Origin of the sequence: Phreatobacter sp. (genome assembly GCF_052440005.1) — a bacterium.
Lineage (GTDB): Bacteria > Pseudomonadota > Alphaproteobacteria > Rhizobiales > Phreatobacteraceae > Phreatobacter.
In genome coordinates, this window is the sequence record NZ_JBQVQL010000099.1 from 1 (window position 1) to 15,141 (window position 15,141).

17 protein-coding genes and 1 pseudogene are annotated in these 15,141 nt (G+C 70.3%); 9 read left to right on the forward strand and 9 right to left on the reverse strand.

Features of this window, described 5'->3' with window-relative positions; genetic code table 11:
* Positions 1 to 127: 127 nt before the first annotated feature.
* From ACT6XY_RS19210 to ACT6XY_RS19225, 4 genes are all read left to right on the forward strand, one after another.
* Entirely contained in the window at positions 128 to 415 is a 288-nt protein-coding gene (locus ACT6XY_RS19210) for a hypothetical protein (RefSeq protein ID WP_444749916.1), read from the forward strand.
* 99 nt (positions 416 to 514) lie between these two features.
* Complete coding sequence (locus ACT6XY_RS19215; protein WP_444749917.1) at positions 515 to 931, forward strand: VOC family protein; 417 nt, start codon at positions 515 to 517, stop codon at positions 929 to 931.
* 22 nt (positions 932 to 953) lie between these two features.
* Complete coding sequence (locus ACT6XY_RS19220) at positions 954 to 1,475, forward strand: SRPBCC family protein (protein ID WP_444749918.1); 522 nt, start codon at positions 954 to 956, stop codon at positions 1,473 to 1,475.
* A gap of 47 nt (positions 1,476 to 1,522) precedes the next feature.
* Positions 1,523 to 1,996, forward strand: a complete 474-nt coding sequence (locus tag ACT6XY_RS19225; protein ID WP_444749919.1) for a DUF1579 domain-containing protein — start codon at positions 1,523 to 1,525, stop codon at positions 1,994 to 1,996.
* A gap of 4 nt (positions 1,997 to 2,000) precedes the next feature.
* On the opposite strand, the gene ACT6XY_RS19230 is transcribed toward ACT6XY_RS19225, so the two are convergent.
* The 7 genes from ACT6XY_RS19230 to ACT6XY_RS19260 all read right to left on the reverse strand — a co-directional run bounded on the left by ACT6XY_RS19230 (position 2,001) and on the right by ACT6XY_RS19260 (position 7,890).
* On the reverse strand, positions 2,001 to 3,530 hold the full coding sequence (locus tag ACT6XY_RS19230) for a hypothetical protein (protein ID WP_444749920.1): 1,530 nt from the start codon (positions 3,528 to 3,530) through the stop codon (positions 2,001 to 2,003).
* Positions 3,531 to 3,609: 79 nt separating this feature from the next.
* Positions 3,610 to 3,804, reverse strand: coding sequence for a hypothetical protein (locus ACT6XY_RS19235; RefSeq protein WP_106749840.1), 195 nt, complete (start codon positions 3,802 to 3,804; stop codon positions 3,610 to 3,612).
* Positions 3,805 to 3,923: 119 nt separating this feature from the next.
* Positions 3,924 to 4,583, reverse strand: coding sequence for a class I SAM-dependent methyltransferase (locus tag ACT6XY_RS19240; protein ID WP_444749921.1), 660 nt, complete (start codon positions 4,581 to 4,583; stop codon positions 3,924 to 3,926).
* Positions 4,584 to 4,665: 82 nt separating this feature from the next.
* Positions 4,666 to 5,151 (reverse strand): protein-export chaperone SecB, encoded by a 486-nt coding sequence (gene secB, locus ACT6XY_RS19245; protein WP_106749842.1) that lies wholly within the window; start codon positions 5,149 to 5,151, stop codon positions 4,666 to 4,668.
* 108 nt (positions 5,152 to 5,259) lie between these two features.
* Positions 5,260 to 5,724, reverse strand: coding sequence for an FxsA family protein (locus ACT6XY_RS19250; protein WP_444749922.1), 465 nt, complete (start codon positions 5,722 to 5,724; stop codon positions 5,260 to 5,262).
* 267 nt (positions 5,725 to 5,991) lie between these two features.
* Complete coding sequence (locus ACT6XY_RS19255) at positions 5,992 to 6,969, reverse strand: threonine dehydratase (RefSeq protein ID WP_444749923.1); 978 nt, start codon at positions 6,967 to 6,969, stop codon at positions 5,992 to 5,994.
* 3 nt (positions 6,970 to 6,972) lie between these two features.
* Positions 6,973 to 7,890, reverse strand: coding sequence for a hydroxymethylglutaryl-CoA lyase (locus tag ACT6XY_RS19260; protein ID WP_444749924.1), 918 nt, complete (start codon positions 7,888 to 7,890; stop codon positions 6,973 to 6,975).
* 139 nt (positions 7,891 to 8,029) lie between these two features.
* On the opposite strand from ACT6XY_RS19260, the gene ACT6XY_RS19265 reads away from it, so the two are divergent.
* Entirely contained in the window at positions 8,030 to 9,010 is a 981-nt protein-coding gene (locus ACT6XY_RS19265) for a quinone oxidoreductase family protein (protein ID WP_444749925.1), read from the forward strand.
* Positions 9,011 to 9,179: 169 nt separating this feature from the next.
* Here the strand turns inward: ACT6XY_RS19265 and trxA are convergent, their stop codons facing one another.
* The gene (trxA, locus tag ACT6XY_RS19270) at positions 9,180 to 10,106 is read right to left on the reverse strand and encodes a thioredoxin (protein WP_444749930.1); all 927 of its coding nucleotides are present in this window, start codon (positions 10,104 to 10,106) and stop codon (positions 9,180 to 9,182) included.
* Positions 10,107 to 10,405: 299 nt separating this feature from the next.
* Between trxA and ACT6XY_RS19275 the strand changes: the two genes are divergently transcribed.
* From ACT6XY_RS19275 to ACT6XY_RS19285, 3 genes are read left to right on the forward strand one after another with little or no spacing between them, the layout of a single operon-like run.
* Positions 10,406 to 11,551: a CaiB/BaiF CoA transferase family protein gene (locus ACT6XY_RS19275; RefSeq protein ID WP_444749926.1), complete on the forward strand. Its 1,146-nt coding sequence runs from the start codon at positions 10,406 to 10,408 to the stop codon at positions 11,549 to 11,551.
* A gap of 3 nt (positions 11,552 to 11,554) precedes the next feature.
* Positions 11,555 to 12,316 carry an enoyl-CoA hydratase-related protein gene (locus tag ACT6XY_RS19280; RefSeq protein ID WP_444749927.1) on the forward strand — a complete coding sequence of 254 codons (762 nt, stop codon included), beginning with the start codon at positions 11,555 to 11,557 and terminating at the stop codon, positions 12,314 to 12,316.
* Positions 12,317 to 12,369: 53 nt separating this feature from the next.
* On the forward strand, positions 12,370 to 13,032 hold the full coding sequence (locus ACT6XY_RS19285; protein ID WP_444749928.1) for an RraA family protein: 663 nt from the start codon (positions 12,370 to 12,372) through the stop codon (positions 13,030 to 13,032).
* Positions 13,033 to 13,068: 36 nt separating this feature from the next.
* Here the strand turns inward: ACT6XY_RS19285 and ACT6XY_RS19290 are convergent.
* A pseudogene (locus ACT6XY_RS19290) lies at positions 13,069 to 13,863 on the reverse strand (YiiX/YebB-like N1pC/P60 family cysteine hydrolase); the annotation flags it as partial.
* Positions 13,864 to 14,028: 165 nt separating this feature from the next.
* Between ACT6XY_RS19290 and ACT6XY_RS19295 the strand changes: the two are divergent.
* The coding region (locus tag ACT6XY_RS19295) for a flavin monoamine oxidase family protein (protein ID WP_444749929.1) at positions 14,029 to 15,141 on the forward strand (1,113 nt) is incomplete at its 3' end.

Below are 15,141 nucleotides of genomic sequence, written 5' to 3' on the forward strand. Positions count from 1 at the left end.
CGCACCCCCCGCGGCCTGACGCCGGCCCTCCACGCCTTCTCCCTTCATGCCACCCGACCGGCCGCCCTGCGGGGCGCCGGGGCGTCGCGCGCCGCCGCGATCCGTGGCTTTCGACACAGAGCTATCCATGTCCATCCAGCAGAAAGACACACGCCGCACCACGGCGCCGGTCACCATCGACCTGACGGCCACCGAAGTTCCGGGTCCCCCAGCCCCCGACCGTCCGAAGCCTGCCGCGCCCTCCGCCGACGCCGCTGGCGCGGCGAAGTCGCAGCCCACGCCGGCGAGCCGCGAGGAGTTCGACGTCCTGAACCTGGCCCCGGTGCGCTACGACCGCTGGGACCGCCTCTACCGCAACATCGTGCTGGTGATCTTCGCCGTCGGCATGGTCGCCGGCTTCTGGCTCAGGGGCTGAACCCTTCCGGGGCGGCGGGCAACCGCCGCCCCGGGTTGACAGGACAGACCTCGATACTTAACCTATGAGTTAACTGAAATGCCCCTGATGGAGTGCCCCATGGCCGAGACCGCCGTCATCCCTCACCTGAACATCGAGGGCGCCTCCGAAGCCATTTCCTTCTACGTCGAGGCCCTCGGCGCCACCGAACTGGCGCGCATGCCGGCGAAGGATGGCAAGCGCCTGCTGCACGCGGCGCTCACCATCAACGGCGCCACGGTCTTCCTGCACGACGACTTCCCCGAACATGTCTTTCAGGGCGCCAATTTCGGCCCGCCGCCCCGCGTGGGCGGCGTCTCCGTCACCATGCACCTCGTCGTGGACGACTGCGACGCCTGGTACGATCGCGCCATGAAGGCCGGCGCCACCCGGGTCATCGCGCCCCACGACGCCTTCTGGGGCGACCGCTATGCCCAGATCGTCGACCCCTTCGGTCATTCCTGGAGCTTCGCCCACGCGCTCGCGGCGAAGGCCTGACCCGGTGAACTGGAGAGGATCCATGCTCTACGCCCTCGCCGCCGTCCTCATCGCGATCGGCGGCCTTCTCGCCTTTGCCGCGACCCGGCCGGACCACTTCCGCCTCGAGAGGTCGACCGTGATCGCCGCGCCGCCGGAGACGATCCGGCCGCTGATCGCCGACTTCCGCGCCTGGCGCGACTGGTCGCCCTGGGAGGCCAAGGACCCCGCCATGAAGCGCACCCTGTCGGGTGCCGAGGCCGGCGTCGGTGCCGCCTATGGCTGGGAGGGCAACGGCCAGGTGGGCACCGGCCGCATGGAGATCGTCGAGGACGCGCCGCGGCGCGTCGCCATCAAGCTCGACTTCCTCAAGCCCTTCGAGGCGCACAACATCGCCGAATTCACCCTCGCCCCCGAGGCGGCCGGCACCCGGGTCACCTGGGCCATGTCGGGCCCCCAGCCCTTCATCGCCAAGCTGATGAGCCTCGTCTTCAGCATGGAGCGCATGGTGGGTCCCGATTTCGAGGCCGGCCTCGCCGCTCTCAAGCGCCGGGCGGAGGGCTGACGCCGCACGAGTTCCCCCCAAGACCAACCGACAAGAGGAGATACGCCATGTTCGGAGAACCGCAGAAGGAACATGCCTGGCTGCAGCGCTTCATCGGCACCTGGGACTACGACCACGACTGCCCGGAAAATCCGGGAAAGAAGCTCAAGGGCCGGCAGACCTTCACCTCCCTCGGCGGATTCTGGATCGTCGGCGACGGCACAGGCGAGATGCCCGGCGGCGGGCCGGCGAAGATGCTGCTCACCATCGGCTACGATCCGGCGAAGAGCCGCTATGTCGGCACCTGGGTCGGCTCCATGATGGCCAACCTCTGGGTCTATGAGGGCGAACTGGACGCCGCCGGCACGACGCTGACGCTACAGGCGGACGGCCCGTCCTTCTCGGGCGACGGAACCACCGCCACTTATCAGGACATCATCGAGGTGAAGTCCGACGACCACTACGAGTTCCGCGGGCAGGTGCGCCAGCCGGACGGCTCGTGGCACGTCTTCATGCGCTCGGACTACCGTCGCGCGGCGTGAGGCGTCACACGCGCTTGCGGAACATCAGAATCACCGCGACGGGCACGACGAAGCCGATGACCGTCGCGGTGATGAGGAGGTCACCGAGCTCGGCATAGTTGCCGCGGCCAACCGTCAAGATCTGGTTCAGGTACTTGGTCTGTAGCTGCCCGGCCACCAGCGCCAGGTTCATCAGCGAGGCCATCAGGGCGAACCAGGTCGCCCGCCGCCCCTCCGGCGCGTAATAGGCGATGAGGGTGAGGAGCGGGATCATCGACAGCTGGGCGAAGGGCGAGGAGGTCGCCGCATCCACCACCGCGATGGTGCGTGCGCCGAAGCCGAAGGTCGCCTGCGTCCAGTCGGCGAGGCCGTAGAACAAGCCGATATTGGGCAGCGACAGGACCGTCCCCGCCACGGCGATCCAGAACAGCACGGTCGTGACCGAATATTCCGTCAGCTGCTTGGAGAACAGCCACATGGCCGCGATGGCCAGCACGGCCCCGGTCTGCCGCAGCACGCCGTAGAAGGCCTCGTCGAACTTCAGCACGTCGAGCGACCACCAGAAATAGCCGTCGCCGACGCCGGGCGTCGCCCGGAAGGCGAAGATGATGACCGAGGCGAAGATGATGGCGCGGCGCGTCTTCGGGTCGATGTCGCGGGTCACGAGGTGCAGCATGGTCAGCACGATGGCCATGGAGCCGGTGAAGACCACCTCCTGCGCATAGGGCACGCCGAAGAGCGCCACCGCGACCACGAAGGCGCCGAAGGCGATGCCGCCGCCGAGGATGCGCCAGTCCAGCGGCCGCCGCTCGGCGGTCTCGGTCGGGGAGGCGAGGATGCCAACGGCCGAGATGGCGGGAATGACGAGGCCGCAGAGGAACACCTGCTCGCGGGTGAGGTGCTGCGCGAGCCAGCCGGAGAGGCCGGCCACCGACAGGATACCGATGCCCAGCGCCAGGCGACCGAGCACCTGCACCATGCCGAGTTCGGCGCGGATCTCGCCGTCGGGCCGCGGCTCGCCCGTCTCATCGGTGCGGGCGACGACCTCCGAGGACATGGCGTCGGCCACCACGTCCTGGATCACGGCCCCGAGGACGATGAGCAGCGCGCCGAAGACGAAGGCCTGATCAGGCCTGAGCGCCGCGAGCCATCCCGCCGCGGAACCGGCGAGCGTCAGCAGCCCCAGCGCCACCAGCGCGGCGCCGATCAGCACATAGGCCCGCCGCTGCGAGCCGAAGAGGGGGACGCTGTCCACCAGCTGGCCGAAAACCATCTTGATGGTCCAGGGCAGGCTGAGCCAGACGCCGATGCCGGCAAGCTCAGCCGGCGACAGGGACAGGCTCTCCTTCACCCACATGTCGCGCGCCACGTCGATGACGCCGAGGGCGCCATAGGCGAAATAGACGAGCAGGAGCGGCAGGTAGGCGGTCTTCAGCGCACGGACGGGGCGCGCGACGTTGTCGTGCCAGACGGCGGCGAGGCGGATGGCGATCGCCCCCGCCTCATGCGGTTGCGGAGCGACGGGGTCGGGTGCGCCGCTCGTCGGTGAAGTCACGTGTGTCGGGTCCGGGCCGGCTGCATCGGCACCTGTCTGTCACCGCCCGGCCGGGCGGGTCAAGCGCGGGAGCACGGGGTCAGCCCGCGTGGCAGGGCGTGCCCTTCGGCGCCTTGGCGCAGGCGATGGCGCCGAGCGTCTCGGCAATGCGCTCCTCGCCGGCCTTGACGGACGAGACCGGCCATTCCGCCACGACCTGGTCGGCCTTGCGGAACACGACCTTGAAGGGCTTGCCCTCGAAAGCGCTCGGACGAACTTCCGCTGTCAGCTGCATTGTGGCCTCCCTTTCAGACGACGGTGATACGACCGTTCCAACGAAGCAGATGGTCACGGCGACACTGTGGCGCATCCCCGCAATTTTCGTGGAATGATCAAAGATTTGCGAGCAGCCGGCTAAGCGCCGGAGAGAGCCCAAACGGCCGTGCGTTTGATCTCAAGGTCTTCCAGCGCCCGCGTCACCGGCACCTCGTATTCGGCGCGCTTCACGAGCCCGCTCTTCGGCAGGTAGGTGCGGCCGGGATCGCCGATCAGCACGACCGTCCCGCGCGCCGCGAGGGGTGTCAGCCAGCCGATCATCGCTTCCGTCATGTCGCGCTGGTAGCAGATGTCGCCGGCGAGGATCACATCGAAGCCCTCGTCGCTGCCGACGGGATCGCGCGTCTCGGCCGTGACCTCGACCCCGTTCGCCGCCGCGTTGAGCCCGACGGCCGCGGCACAGAAGGCGTCGATGTCGACGGCCGTCACGGCCCGCGCGCCGGCCCTGGCCGCGGCGATGGCGACAAGGCCGGAGCCGGTCGCGACGTCGAGCACGCTCTTGCCGGCGACGATCTGCGGATGGTCGAGGATGTAGCGGGCCAGCGCCTGCCCGCCGGCCCAGGCGAAGGCCCAGAAGGGGGGCGGCAGGCCGATCTCGCCGAGCTCGTCTTCCGTCTTCTGCCAGAGCGCCGTCGCCTCGTCGGCGAGGTGGAGCCTGATCTCCGGCGCGTGCGGAACCGCCAGCAGCCGCGTATGGGCGATGATGAAGGCGGCGCGGTCGAGGATCGGGCCGGTCATCGGCCGGCTCGCGCGCGGGGCGACGCGACGAAAAAAGCCGGGCGCAGGGCCCGGCTCTCATCGTGTCGCGACCGGAAGGCGCTCACTGCGTCAGCGGCGCGCCGCCCGGCATCTGGCCGCCGGTCTCGGCCATGCGCTGGCGGTAGAGGGCGGCGAAGTCGACCGGGTCGAGATAGAGCGGCGGGAAGCCGCCGTCGCGGGTGGCGTTGGCGATGATCTGGCGCGCGAAGGGGAAGAGCAGGCGCGGGCACTCGATCAGCACGATCGGGTGGACGGCCTCCTGCGGCACGTTGGCGATGCGGAAGATCCCGCCGAAGACGAGCTCGAACTTGAAGAGCGTCATCTCCTTCGTCTTGGCGTCGCCCTCGATGGTGAGTTCGATCTGGAACTCCTGCTCGCTCATCGGATTGGCGTTGACGTTGATCTGGATGTTGATCGCCGGCTGGTCGCTCTGCGGCATGAGCGAGCGCGGGGCATTGCGGTTCTCGAAGGAGAAGTCGCGCACGTACTGGGCGAGGACGTTGAGCTGCGGGGCCGCTTCGAGGGCGGTGTCGCCGTTCGGGGTCATCAGGAAGTCTCCGGTGGCGCCGCAGGCGGCGGCTTCGAGGTGATCGGTCGATCCGTGGCGGGCTGGCTAGCACGCGGGAACCCGTGCGGGCAAGGCGGGCGAGGCCGATCAGCCTTTTCCGGGAGGGCCGAGCCGCGGGTCGGCAGGGGGCGAGCGCCGCTCCTCGCGCCAGTCGGCAGGTTCCAGGTCGACGACGCCGGGCGGCGGCGGGCGCTGGCCGGTCATGACGACGCCGCGGCCGGTGAGGAAGCCGCGCAGCGCCGGGACGAGCAGGATCACCGCGATGATGTCCGTGACGAAGCCGGGAATGGCGAGGAGCAGGCCGGCGAAGGCGGTGAGCATGCCGCTGCGGGCGGCCTCCCCGCTCATCAGCACCACGCCGCCGGAACGCATGACCTGGGCGAACAGCAGCTTCGCCCCGCCCTTCAGCAGAACGATGCCGAGGAAGGAGGTGAGGAACACCGCGAGCAGCGCCCCGATGAATCCGATCTTGCCCGCCACGAAGAAGAACGTGGCGAACTCCAGGAAGGGCAGCGCGATCAGGCCGAACACGAGCCAGCGAAGGTGGATCATCGAGAAATCTCCGCCGCCATAGCTGGTCGTTCCCAAGTCGTTTCGCAAGCGGATGGACCGTCGCAGGGGCGAGGATCGGCGGGCGAGCGGAAAGCAAGGCCCTACCCGCACCCTCCCCGCCGCGCGGGGAAGGAGACTTCGACAGCCAACCCACCAACCGCGGTCGTGCCTGGCGCGACCGTCAAAGACGAGACGCGACGCTGTAGCCTCCCTCCCCTCGCCCCGCGAGGGGAGGGTAAGGGTGGGGCATTGGTGCGTGTTCCGACCTCAGGCCGCCACCGGCGTCCGCCCCGCGAGCACCTCGCCCATCACGGGCAGGTCGACATTCTGCCCCGACAGGACGACGCCCGCCTTCCGGCCCTTGAGCCCGGCCGACTCCTGGGCCAGCGCCGCGAGGGCCGCCGCCCCGGCGCCCTCCGCCGCGTTGTGGGTGTCGGTCCAGTAGATGCGCATGGCCTCCGCGATGGCGTCCTCCGAGACGGTCACGCAGCGCGCGGCGCCCCTTTCGATCAGGGCAAAGGCCTCCGCATTCGGGATGCGCACCGCCATGCCGTCGGCGAAGCTCGCGGCATTGTTGGTCTCCACCACCCGGCCGGCCGCCAGCGACAGCGCATAGGCCGGCGCGTTCTCGGCGACGACCGCGACGACCTCAGTCTTCAGTCCGAGGAGGTCGCGCGCGGCGATGACCCCGCAGATGCCGGAACCGAGGCCGATCGGGACATAGACCACGTCGAGGTCGGGATGCGCCGTGAAGAGCTCCAGCGCATAGGTGCCGACCCCCATGACGAGGTCCCGCTGGAAGGAGGCGGCGAACTCGTAGCCGCGCTCCCCGGCGATCTCGACGGCGCGCGCCCGCGCCTCGTCGAAGTCTCGTCCGTGCTCCACCAGCTCGGCGCCGAAGGCCTTCATCGCCGCGTTCTTCTCGACCGAATTGCCGTGCGGCACGACGATGACCACGGGCAGGCCGGCCCGCCGCGCGGCGAAGGCGAGGCTCTGGCCGTGATTGCCGCGCGTCGCAGAGACGATGCCCTTGACGTCGGGCCGCTCGCGTTTCAGCCGGTCGATGTAGACGAGGCCTCCGCGCACCTTGAAGGCGCCGGTCGGCGTGTGGTTCTCGTGCTTGACCACCACCTCGCAGCCGAAGCGGGCCGCGAGCAGCGGCCAGGCGAAGGCCGGCGTCGGCGGCATGGCCGTCTGCACCAGGGCGTGGGCGGCGCGCAGCTCCTCGAGGCTGAAGGGCTCCATGGCTCAGGCCGCCCGCGCCGGGAACACGCCGGCCCGGCCGAGGGCCGAGGGCAGTGGCTTTCCGAGCACGCCGGAGAGCCAGCGCGAGGTGTCGAGCAGCGTGTCGATGTCGAGCCCGGTCTCGATGCCCATGCGGTTGAAGACGTAGACGAGGTCCTCGGTCGCGACATTGCCGGTCGCCGCCGGGGCGAAGGGGCAACCGCCGACGCCCCCCGTCGATGCGTCGAGGAAATCGACCCCCGCCTCCACCGCGGCGATGGCGTTGGCGACGCCGGTGTTGCGGGTGTCGTGGAAATGGCAGCGCCACTTCACCGAGGTCGACAGAGCCCGTGCGCGCGCCAGCATGTCGGTGACCTGCGGCGGCACCGCGCAGCCGATCGTGTCGGCGAAGCCGATGTCGAAGGGATCGCTCTTCAGGAGCTCCTCCACGATCCCCATGACCCGCTCCACCGGCACCTCTCCGTCGAAGGGGCAGCCGAAGGCGGTGGCGAGCGAGATCGACATGGGCACGCCCGCCGCCTGCGCGATGGCCGCGACCTCGCGGGTGCCGTTCACGAGGTCGGCGACCGAGGCGTTCTGGTTGCGGTTGGCGAAGGTCTCCGAGGCGACCACGACATAGTTGATCTGGCTGCACTTCGCCGCCACGGCCCGTTCGGCGCCGCGGGCGTTGAGGGCGAGGCCGATGAGGTTGCGGTCGGCATAGCGCGGCGAAAGGCCCGCCATCACCGCTTCCGCATCCGCCATCTGCGGAACGCGCTTCGGATTGGCGAAGGACACCGCCTCGACATGGCGGAACCCGGCGGCGAAGGAGCGCTCGACGAGGCTGATCTTGTCCTCGGTCGAGACCATCACCTTCTCGTTCTGCAGACCGTCGCGCGGCGCGACCTCGATGATGGCGACGGAACGTGGCGTCTGGGTCATGGGCGATCCTCCGGTCGCCTTTGTCGGCAAGGATGGGGGCCGTGGCAAGACGGCCGGATGGCGGCGAGCCCGGAGCCATGGCATAGCTTTCCGCCCGCCCCCCCGGCGGCAACGACGAGACGATACGAGGGAGACACCCATGGCGACGGCACGCGCGGTCCGGCTTCACGGCTTCGGCGACCCGGAGGTGATGGCGATCGAGACCATCGACCTGCTGCCGCCCGGTCCGGGCGAGGTGCAGATCCGCCAGACCGCCATCGGCTTCAACTTCATCGACGTCTACCAGCGCCGCGGCACCTATCCCCTCCCCACGCCGACCGGCCTCGGCCACGAGGCGGCAGGCGTCGTCGAGGCTGTCGGCGAGGGCGTCACCGCGCTCCAGCCCGGCGATCGCGTCGCCTACATCAATGCCGGCATCGGCGCCTATGCCGACCGCCGCGTCGTGCCGGCCGAGCGGCTGGTGATCCTGCCCGAGGCGGTGTCGGACGCCGCCGCGGCGACCCTCATCTTCAAGGGGCTGACGGCCCAGTATCTGCTGCGCAAGACCCACCGCGTGGTTCCGGGCGACCTCATCCTCGTCCATTCCGCCGCCGGCGGCGTCGGCCAGATCCTGGTGCGCTGGGGCAAGGCGCTCGGCGCCGAGGTGATCGCCACTGCCGGCGGACCGGAGAAATGCGCGCTGGCCAAGCGCATCGGCGCCGACCACGCCGTCGACTACCGGCAGGAGGACTGGCCGGCCGCCGTGCTCGCCGCCACCGGTGGCCGCAAGGCGCGGGTGGTCTATGACGCGGTGGGCAAGGACACGTTCCTGAAGTCGCTCGACTGTATCCAGCCCTTCGGCCTGATGGTCTCCTACGGCGCGGCCTCGGGCCCGGCGCCGGACATCCACCCCGAGCTCCTCAACAAGAAGGGCTGCCTCTTCCTCACCCGCCCCTCGGTCTTCCCGCACAATGCCGACCCGGCCGTCTTCCGCGAGAACGCCGCCGAGCTCTTCGCCGCCATCGCGGCGGGCCACGTGTCGGTCGACATCGGCGCGCGCTTCGCCCTCGGCGACATCGCCGCAGCCCACAGGGCGGCGGAGGCGCGGGCGACGACGGGCGCGATCCTCATCACGCCATAGTCAGGGACGGGCGCGGGCGACGACGGGCGCGATCCTCATCACGCCATAGTCAGGCACGGGCACAGGATTCCTGCGCGGGCCCCGGTCGGGGCCCGCAGGCACGCAGCCGCGGAAGACAAAGTCTCCCGACGGCGTGACCTGCCGCAGCGCCCTCGGGCGCCGGGAACGCCTAGCGGAACAGCAGCGAGGAAAGCTTGCGCCGGCCGGACAGAGTGGCCTCGTCCATCGGGCCCCAGGCCTCGAAGAACTGCACCAGCTGCTTGCGCGCCCCGTCGTCGTTCCAGGTGCGATCGCGCTTGAAAATCTCCAGCAGATGGTCGGCGGCTTCCTCGCGCTTGCCCTGGGCATTGAGGGCAACGGCGAGGTCGAAGCGCGCCTGATGGTCGGCGGGGTTCTGGGCGAGGCGGTGCTCGAACTCGTGGATCGGGCCGAGATCGGCGGCCTGCGCCGCCAGATCGAGGGCCGCCTTCGCCGCCACCACCGACTTGTCGTTCGCCTTGTCGGCCGGCACCTGCTCCAGGATCGCCTTGGCCTGGTCGAGGTCACCCGTCTCGACCGCGCAGCGGGCGAGACCGGCGAGGGCATGCAGGTTCTCCGGCTCGGCGCCGAGCACCTGGGCATAGACCTGGGCGGCGCCCGTAGCGTCACCCTCGACCAGCGCCGCGTCGGCTGCGGCGAGGATCTCGGCGATGTCGGGGCTCACCTTGCCGCCCACGAGCTTGTCGATGAAGGCCTTCACCTGGCCCTCGGGCAGCGCCCCCATGAAGCCGTCGATGCCCTGGCCCTTGTCGAAGGCGATGACCGCGGGGATCGACTGGATGCCGAGCTGGCCGGCGATCTCCGGGTGCTTGTCGATGTCCATCTTCACGAGCTTCACCTTGCCCTTGAAGGACTGCACGACCTTCTCGAGCACGGGGGTGAGCTGCTTGCAGGGGCCGCACCAGGTGGCCCAGAAGTCGACGAGGACCGGCTGCTTCTTCGATTCCTCCAGCACGTCCTTCACGAAGTCGCGGGTCGTGGTGTCCTTGATGAGGTCGCCGGGCGCAGCCGACGCTGCGGCGGCCGGGGCCGGCGCAGGAGCCGCCTGGGGCGCCATGCCGCCGAAGCTGCCGCCATAGGAACCGCCGAAGGACGCGCCGAATTTCGCGCCGCCGTTGCCGCTCATGGAACTCTCCCTCGCGCGGGAGCCCCCCGGGTCACCGCGCATGCACCGTTTCAGTCGTCGCATAGATGGCCGCTCGGGCTCAAAATGCAACGCCCATTTGGTCGCGCGCCCCCGGCGTCCGCCCTTCGGCCTCCCCCGGAAGGCCGGTTGCCGTCGCCTTGACTGTCGCCGGCCCGGCTTTAGCGTTTCGCCGAAAGCATGGGGCCGCACCGGCGGCGGGGGAGGACGACGTGACCAGAAGCGGCCCGCTTGCCGGCGTGACCATCGTCGAGTTCCAGGGCCTCGGCCCCGGGCCCTTCTGCGCCATGATGCTGGCCGATCTCGGCGCCGACGTCATCCGCATCGACCGCGCCGGCAGCGCCGCCTGGAACGCCGGCGACGCACTGGGGCGCGGCCGCCGCTCGGTCGCCGTCGACCTGAAGAAGCCGGGTGCCGCCGACCTCGTGCTGAAGATCATCGCCGGCGCCGACGCGCTGCTGGAGGGCTTCCGGCCCGGGGTCATGGAGCGCCTCGGCCTTGGACCCGACGTCTGCCTGAAGGCCAATCCGCGCCTCGTCTACGGCCGCATGACCGGCTGGGGCCAGGACGGGCCCTATGGCCCGGCGCCGGGGCACGACATCAACTATCTCGCCCTCTCCGGCATGCTCTGGCCGCTGGGCCCCGCCGACCGCCCGCCGGTGCCTCCCCTCAACCTCGCGGCCGACTTCGGCGGCGGCGGCATGATGCTGGCGCTCGGCATGGTGGCCGCCCTCTTCGGGGCGAAGAGCACCGGCCGCGGCCAGGTGGTGGACGCGGCCATGGTCGACGGCGCCGCCGTCCTCGGCACCATGATCTTCGGCATGATCAATGCCGGCACCTGGAAGGTGGCGCGCGAGGCCAACATGCTCGACGGTGGCGCGCCCTTCTATGGCGTCTACGACACCGCCGACGGCAAATACGTCTCCATCGGCTCGCTGGAGCCGCAGTTCTATGCCGAGCTGCTGAAGGGCCTGAACCTCACCGATCCGCGCTTCGCGAAGCAGTGGGACAAGGCCATGTGGCCGGACCTGCGCGACGCCATCGCCGCCACCTTCCGGTCGAAGACGCGCGACGAATGGACCGCCCTGCTCGACGGCCGCGAGATCTGCTACGCGCCGGTCCTCGATCCGCTGGAAGCCGCGGCCCATCCCCACAACGTCGCCCGCGGCACCTTCATGGCGACACCGGAAGGACCGGTGCCGCGGCCCGCTCCCCGCTTCTCCGGTACGCCGACCGAAGCAGCGCCTCCCGCCCGCGGCCCCGGCGCCGAGACGCGCGCCGTCCTCACCGGCGCCGGACTGACACCCACCGAGATCGATGCCGCGCTCGCCGCAGGCCTCGTCGCCGAAAGGACCTGAACCATGGCCGTCACCTACGAGGTCGCAGAGGGCATCGCGACGCTGACCCTCGACCGCCCGGACCGCCTCAACGCCTTCAACGACGACCTCGTCCGCGGCGCCCTGAAGGCGCTCGCCGAGGCGCGTGTCGATCCCGCGGTCAAGGCGCTGGTGCTCACGGGCAACGGCCGCGGCTTCTGCGCCGGCGCCGACCTCGCCGGCGGCCTCGCCCCCACCGGCGAGGGGGTCAACGCCTCCATGCGCGACCTCTACAATCCGCTGATCCTCGCCATCGACGACTTCCCCAAGCCCACCGTCGCCGCCATCAACGGGGTGGCCGCCGGTGCCGGCGTCGGCCTCGCCCTCTCCTGCGACATCGCGGTGGCGGCCCGCTCGGCCTCGTTCGTGCTCACCTTCGGCCCGCAGCTCGGCCTCGTCCCCGATCTCGGCGTCACCTGGTTCCTGCCGCGCGCCATCGGCCGCGCCAGGGCCCGTGCCCTCGCCCTGCTCGGCGACAAGCTCCCCGCGGAGAAGGCGGCCGAATGGGGCCTCGTCTGGACCTGCGTCGATGACGCGGAGTGCCTCTCCACGGCGCGCGCCCTCGCCACGCGGCTCGGCCGCGGCTCGGCGGAAGCCTTCTTCGAGATCCGCCGGCTGATGGACCGCGCCGAGACCAGCGACCTCGCCGCCCAGCTCGACGCCGAGCGGGAGACGCAGATCGGCCTCATCGTCAAGCCGGCCTTCATGGAGGGCGTGCGCAACTTCCTTGCGAAGAAGGCGGGCTGACACGGGCGCTCAAGGCCCTATCCTCCCGGCAACGAACAGGAGGATGCCCAGACATGACCGACACATTCGACGACATCATCGCCGCGGCGCGCCCGGTCATCGCCGCCGCGCCCGTGTCCGACGCGCTCGACGAGCACGGCCTGCACCACCAGATCCTGCCGCCCTCCATCCGGCCGGTCGACGACGGCACTGTTCTGTTCGGCCCGGCGCGCACCGGCGGCTACAAGGTCATCAGCGGCTTCGTGGAGGGCATCTACGACCTCGAGATCGCCCTCGTCGACGAGCTGAAGCCCGGCGAGGTCTGCGTCATGGCCACCGGCGGCAACACGGACATCGGCCCCTGGGGCGAATTGCTCTCCACCCGCGCCCGCCATCTCGAGGCGGCCGGCTTCCTCACCGACGGCGCCGCCCGCGACGTGGTCGCCATCCGCGCCATGGGCTTTCCGGTCTTCACCGCGGCGCTTTCGCCGGCCGACACCCAGTACCGCGGCATGATGGTGGAGAAGGACGTGCCGATTACCATCGGGGGCGTCACCATCGCGCCCGGCGACGTGGTGGTCGGCGACGTCGACGGCGTGGTGGTCGTGCCGCGTGCCCAGGCGCTCGCGGTGCTCTCGACAGCCATGACCAAGATCACCGGCGAGCGGCGCATGCGTGCCGACCTCGAGGCGGGCATGTCGCTCGCCGAGGCCTTCCGCAAGCACGGCCTGCTGTAGCGGTGTGCCTCAGGCGACGCTGCTGAGCGTCGGCGCGGCGTCCTCGCCCGCCGGCTCGGCCGGGGCGTCTCCCCAGCGCAGCTTCTTGTAGTTGAAGCCGCGCTGGATCGTCGGCTTGACGATGGCGAAATAGGGCGAGATGTCGAAGTCGCGTGGCGCGTAGAGCGAATGGTGGCGGATGTGCAGGATTTCCCGCCGCGCCGCCTGTCCCTTCACCCGCTGCTCGCCTTCCTTCGCGCAGCGCTCCACCTTCGGCAGGATCGGATAGCGCACCGTCTCGAAGGCCTGGGCGATGAGCGTCGAGCAGATCGCCCGCGTCGGATCGCCCGAGCCGAAGGCGATCATCCGCCGCCGCCACCGGACCGGGATCGGCAGGGGGATGAGGAAGCGCAGCATGTCGAGGATGTTCTTCAGGTCGTAGTCGAGGCCGATGCGCTCGATCATGAACCGGCAGGCCTGCTGCTGGTCGGCTTCCGTCAGACCCACCGGGCGGCAGACGCGGGTGTGAAACTCGCGATACTTGGACAGCGGCGCGGAGATGACGCCCTCGCCGAGATAGGCCTCCACCAGCACGTGGGGCTCGCCGTCGGGCTCGCACAGGCCGTCGATGGGACCGACATACATGGCCGCATGCGACCAGGTCGACTGGGTCAGATATTTGATGACGGCCGAGATGCGCGTGTCGCCCTCGACCAGCAGGATGTCCCCCGGGCGGAGCGCGGCGCGCAGCGCGTTGGGGTCGCTCGGCGTCGTCGGCTCATAGCCCGGCGAGCGCTTGTCCAGGACGGCGGCGATGCGCCTCCCCAGGGCATCGAGTATGCGGTCTCCCATGGTGGTCCCTCCCCAGGGACGTCCTTTTGCGGACGACAAAGTCTCTGTCGCACCGGGTTGACAAGGGGTTCACGTTTGCCGTCCCGATCGCCGCGAAGCTGCCATTTGCCTGTAATAGGCCTCAGCCATGATCGGGAATCGCCCAGCACGATGAACGGACCGTTGATGACCCGGCGCCGCCTGCTCGCCGCCTCCGCGCTTGTCCCCGCAACCCCCGCGCTCGGCCAGGGCACGCGTCCCTCGCCCGCCGAGGTGGACGTGGTGGTGATCGGCGCGGGCGCCGCCGGCATCGCCGCAGCGCGCAAGCTAACCGCGGCCGGTCGCACGGTGATGGTGCTCGAGGCCAAGGACCGCGCCGGCGGCCGCTGCATTGCCGACACCGTCAATTTCGGCATGCCGATGGACCTCGGCGCCCACTGGATTCACGCGCCGGAGGACAATCCGCTGGTGCCGCTGGCGCGCGCGAGCGGCTTCCAGCTCTATGACGATCCCGAGCGGGCGCGCCTTCTCGTCAAGGGCCGCCGTCCCCGTGAGGGCGAGTGGGAGGCCTATGCCTCGGCCCTCACCCGCGCCCAGCGCGCCATCCTCGATGCGGGCGAGGCGGGACGCGAGATCTCGCTCGCCGCCGCCATGCCGACCAACCTCCGGGACTGGCAGGCGACGGTCGCCTTCCTCAAGGGGGCCTGGGATTCCGGCAAGGAGATCGCCGACATCTCCTGCGTCGACTTCTACAACGCCATCGAGACCCGCGACCTGTTCTGCCGCCAGAGCTACGGCGCGATCCTCGCGAAACTCGCCGAGGGCCTGCCGATCGGCCTGTCGACGGCGGTGACGCGGGTGGACTGGTCGGGCCGGGGCGTCGCCGTCGAGACGCCGGCCGGCACCATCCGCGCCCGCGCCGCCGTCGTCACCGCCTCCACCGCCGTTCTCGCGGCCGGGGTCATCCGCTTCACGCCCGCCCTGCCGAAGCGCCAGGCCGACGCCATCGCCGCTCTCACCTGCGGCGCCTACGAGCACCTCATCGTCCAGCTGCCCGGCAATCCGCTGGACGCGGGGCCCGACGAACCCTTCGTCGTCAAGGCCGATACCGCAGCCACCGCCAAGCCGCTCGCCCGGATCGGCGGCTCGGACTGGTGGTACCTCGATGTCGGCGGCAACTTCGCCCGTGACCTCGCGACGGGCGGCCCGGCCACCATGAAGGCTTTTGCGGCGGAGTTCATCGGCAACGAGTTCGGCCCGCAGGCCCGCCGCGTGATGGGCGAGGTCCACGTCACATCC

What these genes read in the sequence shown, in the direction of transcription:
- ACT6XY_RS19210 (WP_444749916.1), top strand. Translation starts at nt 128, where the DNA reads ATGTCCATCCAGCAGAAAGACACACGCCGCACCACGGCGCCGGTCACC.
- ACT6XY_RS19215 (WP_444749917.1), top strand. Translation starts at nt 515, where the DNA reads ATGGCCGAGACCGCCGTCATCCCTCACCTGAACATCGAGGGCGCCTCC.
- ACT6XY_RS19220 (WP_444749918.1), top strand. Translation starts at nt 954, where the DNA reads ATGCTCTACGCCCTCGCCGCCGTCCTCATCGCGATCGGCGGCCTTCTC.
- ACT6XY_RS19225 (WP_444749919.1), top strand. Translation starts at nt 1,523, where the DNA reads ATGTTCGGAGAACCGCAGAAGGAACATGCCTGGCTGCAGCGCTTCATC.
- ACT6XY_RS19235 (WP_106749840.1), bottom strand. Translation starts at nt 3,804, where the DNA reads ATGCAGCTGACAGCGGAAGTTCGTCCGAGCGCTTTCGAGGGCAAGCCC.
- ACT6XY_RS19240 (WP_444749921.1), bottom strand. Translation starts at nt 4,583, where the DNA reads ATGACCGGCCCGATCCTCGACCGCGCCGCCTTCATCATCGCCCATACG.
- secB (WP_106749842.1), bottom strand. Translation starts at nt 5,151, where the DNA reads ATGACCCCGAACGGCGACACCGCCCTCGAAGCGGCCCCGCAGCTCAAC.
- ACT6XY_RS19250 (WP_444749922.1), bottom strand. Translation starts at nt 5,724, where the DNA reads ATGATCCACCTTCGCTGGCTCGTGTTCGGCCTGATCGCGCTGCCCTTC.
- ACT6XY_RS19255 (WP_444749923.1), bottom strand. Translation starts at nt 6,969, where the DNA reads ATGGAGCCCTTCAGCCTCGAGGAGCTGCGCGCCGCCCACGCCCTGGTG.
- ACT6XY_RS19260 (WP_444749924.1), bottom strand. Translation starts at nt 7,890, where the DNA reads ATGACCCAGACGCCACGTTCCGTCGCCATCATCGAGGTCGCGCCGCGC.
- ACT6XY_RS19265 (WP_444749925.1), top strand. Translation starts at nt 8,030, where the DNA reads ATGGCGACGGCACGCGCGGTCCGGCTTCACGGCTTCGGCGACCCGGAG.
- trxA (WP_444749930.1), bottom strand. Translation starts at nt 10,106, where the DNA reads ATGGCGCCCCAGGCGGCTCCTGCGCCGGCCCCGGCCGCCGCAGCGTCG.
- ACT6XY_RS19280 (WP_444749927.1), top strand. Translation starts at nt 11,555, where the DNA reads ATGGCCGTCACCTACGAGGTCGCAGAGGGCATCGCGACGCTGACCCTC.
- ACT6XY_RS19285 (WP_444749928.1), top strand. Translation starts at nt 12,370, where the DNA reads ATGACCGACACATTCGACGACATCATCGCCGCGGCGCGCCCGGTCATC.